Source organism: Diaphorobacter sp. B2A2W2 (assembly GCF_056730635.1).
Window position 1 is genome coordinate 1 of sequence record NZ_JBWZOR010000020.1, and the last position, 4349, is coordinate 4349.

Genomic DNA, 4349 nt, shown 5'->3' on the forward strand with positions numbered 1-4349 from the left:
GCACTGCCCGAATAATCCGCGTCCTGGCACTCCTTGCGGCCCCCCAGGCTAGGGTTATTCAAACGAACGTGAAGCCCTCCAGGGTCACGCCCATGGCTTCCTCGGCCTTGGACGCCACGCCCAGGGCCATGGTCAATGCAATGAGGCCGTCAACCCACTCGCTATCTGCCAGGCTGAGGCTGATGGGCGTGAAGGTCGAGCCTTCCTCCATAACGGGCACCTTGCCTGCATTGGCTCCACCGGCGTACTGGCTGGCCCACGATGCGGCGATGGCCTGGCGTTGCTCAGGCTTCAAGCGTCCGGGCATGGAAATAATGCCGCTGGCGCGTGTGCCGTTGTCGAACGTCGATTGCCCATGCTGCGCTTCGGCTTGCGCGAGCTGGATCACGGCGCGGGCGGCGGTGATAGGACTGACGCCCACCAATGGATCATTGCCAGCACGGTGGCGAAGGTGGAACACCTCGGCAGGCAATAGGCGCTCCCTCACGCCGTCCCTGTTGGTGTACTCATACCCGGCGATGGTTTCGCCCTTGCGCATGATCGTGACGTTGCTGGTCACCATGGGGTCGAGGCTGCGCGCCTGGCCATCCCAGCCGCGCGTAACTTTGGCGTAGGCGTTGCCCGTCAGCAGCATGGATGAAACCATCCATTCCCAGAACTCGGTGGCCGATTGCTGGTCGTTGGGGGCACGGTGAAGAACGGTATGCAAAGGATGATCCGTGGCCGTGGTGCGATCTTCGCCGTCGCGTCGATACAGCCGCAGCGGCAGCGATCCGATGGCCTCGGCAATCAAGGCCACGGCGGCATAACAGGCTCCAACACCTTGGGCGTTTTCAGGCGTCACGCTGGTGGCCGATAGGGGAATGGGCCAGCCGTTGACGCCCAGCACGGCGCGGGACTCCAGGCCGATGGCGGATTTGATGCGGGTGATGATGCTCATCGGCAAGTCTCCAGCCACACGCGGTTGCAGTCCCAGAAAGAGCGCTCAGGCGGGCGGCTGCGCTTCGCTACTTCGGTGTCCGGGTAGGCGGGCGTCGCCGTCACAGTGATTTCGGCCAATTCCACGTTGCGCAGCTCGCGCAGCATGGAGCCGTCGCCGCGGTCTAGCCAGGTGTCGCCACCAGGCGGAACGATGAAGCCAAACGATGCACCTTGGATAACCCGGCTCTCCACCAAAACGGCAATATCGCGGGCCACTGAGGTATCAGGCAAGCGAAGCTCAAAAGCCAATCCATGGGCGTCCTCCCGAAGTTGCAGGGTGCCGGATGCGGTGCTTCCCAGCAGGGCGCGGCGGTCGTGGTCAGCCAGTGCCACGATGTTGCGGCCATCGGATAGCGAGTGTTTGAAGGCCCCGGCGCGGATCACCTCGTGGAAGTCGGCAATCCGTGTCTCCGAGTTGAAGCGCGCAACATATCCTGTCAGCCGTCCGGGCGATGACGCCCGAAGCTCGCCAGTACGAATTTCAAGCGTCATCGTCTGCCCCTTAGATGGTCATATCGTCAGCCACCACAAACGCCTTGGGATGGCGTACCACGGCATCCATGGTGTGCATGATGCGGAGCTGCACGTCGCCCTTTTCGTAGTAGCCAGCCGCATACGGGTTGGCCAGCACCTCGGTCACGCCCCACTCGCCAATCACGATTTGCGAGAAGTCGCCAGCGATCACGCGGCCCTTGTCCGGGGTGCCGCTCTTGGCGTCCAATTGGTTGGTGACGTAGGCGGGCAGGCCAGCCACGCGGCCACCGTCCATCTCTTGATCCCATCCGGCTCCCGCCCAGAGGTCGAGCAGGTATTCCTTCCCGCTTTTCTTGCACTCGAGAAGCTTGTGATACAGCCGGGCCATGAGAGCGCCACCGGTCCCGATGGTCCAGCCGGTGAACGTCTTATCTTCCGCGTATTGGTTAACGGCACAAGCCCGAGTGACCCACGCTTCTCGGCTCCAGCCTTCCATGCTCAGATCGCACGCGAAATCGAGAAACAGATCGACCCGGCTGACCTTCGGAGCGTGAACTTCCCCGAGTTGACGCAGGAGGTCACGCAACTCCGATTCAATCTCCGTGGGCCCCTTGTGGCTCAAGAGTTGGCTGGAGACTTGGACATAGGCCATGGGCAACTGCTTGGACTTGCCAGCGCCCAGGCGGATCATGTACGAGCCGTCCACCAGGGTGAAAGCGAACAAGCCTGAGCTTTTGTCTTTGACCTCGAAGACATGAGAGCCCAACTGCAATTGGGCTTTGGCCGCTTCATGGTCTGGCCCCTGGGCTATGGATTTGAGGTGGCGCAGTTGAGAAACGCGATCCGGCGAGAGCACGCCAGGGTAAGACAGGTACAAACTGTCCACGCCCCATCGCAGGGGTTGATAGATGAATTTGCTGTTATCAGGTGCTGTGTTACTAGGCGCCGCACCTGCAATACCTTCCGCATCGGATTCGCCGGTGCGCGCTCCGCGCGCCCCCATCGAATCCGACGCGGCCTGGTTTTGGGTTTGTGGGTACTTCGTGGCGTCGCCACCAGAGTTTCGCTTCGACATGGATTCAATCCTTTAACCGTGCCAGGCATGCCACTTTGGCTTCCTGGAACGGTTCTGGATTGAATACATCGACGGCCACCTGGACGACCATCTCAAATCGCGATTTCAGATGGTTTTAATTTTTTTGGAGCGCTGGTATTGGGCGCTTAGGTTTTTGGCGGCACCCGGGGCACGGGGGTACACCTTGAGCAGGTCCACCATCAGGTGTTCCAGGTCTTTTTCGGATAGATCATTCAGCCCCATTTCGCGAAGCATTAACAGGACATAGCGCATGGGTTCCAGGCCGATCATGGGCTTTTTGGACGGGCCCTTGAGTGCGGCTTGCAAGTGTTTGAAGAACCGCGTGTCGCTTCGGATTTGAGCCCTGGCAAGATGCCGCATTGCCGTCGAGCAGCCGACGACTGTTCGATCCATGCGAATCGCCTTGAACAAGGAGTCGTGATTGTTGTTTTCGCGCACGTCCTGGAGCAGGCTAGAGATACTCCGTCCAAAGGTCGCCATGCTTTGCATAGTCCGGTTCAAGGAGTAAATCAGCGTCAACACCTCTTCGTCGGAGAACGCTTCGTGCTGGGGCTTGTCCTCGACTGCATCACGCAGTCGCAGCATTGCCAGAACAGCTTCCTGTGGGTCGGGAGAACTGGCAACGTCCTTCACTTCCTCTTGTCTGTTGAGCGCGAAGACCACCCAGCTAAGGTGCTCGATGAATGGCAACTCATACAAGTGGCTGTAGTCGCCCCAATCTCCTGGAAACACCTTGTCGAACCTCGCCTTGGGCGTGAGAGCTAGCAGGTCATCTGCTTCTCGCAGCTTGGCAAAAACATCCGGAAGAATCTGGATGAATTCTTGGAATTGGTCGCCGGTAAGTTTTCCGTAGTCTTTTTTCACATGGCTACTTTAAGCCTGATGATTCAAGCATGCGACCATGCAGGCCGCAAGGTGTGGTCGCGGCCACCGGCAGAAATCGACCCACAGCTGACTTCCATGGGAGTAAATACGCCATTTTCTTTCAATCAAATCGGTGGTTGTCAATAAACAGAATATGGAGGCGATATTTTGCAACTTTCGAACTGCTACCATAAAAAAAAGGGGCCCTCCTGCCCTTCAAATGCAATTGCTGACATATCGACTCCAATAGCTGCAATGCTATCCAGTATTTTTTCTTTATTATTTTCTCGCCCTCGTACCACAACTCGATTGTTTATCTCATCAATGGCGATTGAGAAGACTAAAAATTCTCCAGTTTTAGATGGCTGGCGCATGAAAATTGAGGAAATAATTTCTAAATTTTCCTTAAGCTGAACCATATTGAAAGTCACTCTTCTGACTTTAACCCGATTCCTACTAATACCGATGCCTCTTGTATCTAGTTTATCGGAGCCGGCTATTGCAACGACGAGATTTGCGTTGCTCTTTTTGTCATACTCTATCCACATGCCTGCAAAGTTGGCCCCTACAATTCTCCTTAGCGCTTGATCGTTTTCAGATATTTCTGAAATCAATTTTTATTATCCGGGGTCTGATATTTTTCAAGCCCAGCAGTTATCATTGCTTCTTCCGTGGACCGGTAGCCGACTGGAAGCTTGGGGTCTATGTATATTGACGATTGACTCATTGCGAAACTGCAAAACGTAGTCACGATGCCTATAAATAGAATTTTTTTCATGGAGTAATTTATTAAATTTTCAAAGGGCGGCAAAGTGCCCTGAGCCGCCAACCAGCTAGAAGCTATAAAACCGTCATTCAGGCAGGCCGCAAGTGCAAGGCCAAGGAGTCCAACGGGCTGGCGGTTCCTGCGGCAGCGACTTTCAGGACATGGGTA

General features: G+C 56.3%; 6 protein-coding genes. All 6 read right to left on the bottom strand.

Going from position 1 to position 4349, the window contains the following annotated elements; genetic code table 11:
* Positions 1-58 precede the first annotated feature (58 nt).
* Entirely contained in the window at positions 59-940 is an 882-nt protein-coding gene (locus AC1PPL_RS19225; protein ID WP_479973952.1) for a phage portal protein, read from the bottom strand.
* Positions 937-1473 (bottom strand): HK97 family phage prohead protease, encoded by a 537-nt coding sequence (locus AC1PPL_RS19230; RefSeq protein ID WP_043565369.1) that lies wholly within the window; start codon positions 1471-1473, stop codon positions 937-939. The genes AC1PPL_RS19225 and AC1PPL_RS19230 overlap by 4 nt, the downstream gene beginning before the upstream one ends.
* 10 nt (positions 1474-1483) lie before the next feature.
* A complete protein-coding gene (locus tag AC1PPL_RS19235) occupies positions 1484-2530 on the bottom strand; it encodes a phage major capsid family protein (RefSeq protein WP_479973953.1) in 1047 nt (348 codons plus the stop codon).
* A gap of 105 nt (positions 2531-2635) precedes the next feature.
* Positions 2636-3415, bottom strand: a complete 780-nt coding sequence (locus tag AC1PPL_RS19240; protein ID WP_479973954.1) for a hypothetical protein — start codon at positions 3413-3415, stop codon at positions 2636-2638.
* Positions 3416-3600: 185 nt separating this feature from the next.
* Positions 3601-4029, bottom strand: a complete 429-nt coding sequence (locus AC1PPL_RS19245; protein ID WP_479973955.1) for a hypothetical protein — start codon at positions 4027-4029, stop codon at positions 3601-3603.
* Positions 4026-4349, bottom strand: a 324-nt coding sequence (locus AC1PPL_RS19250) for a hypothetical protein (protein WP_479973956.1), incomplete at its 5' end; no start/stop codon positions are given. The genes AC1PPL_RS19245 and AC1PPL_RS19250, both read right to left, overlap by 4 nt.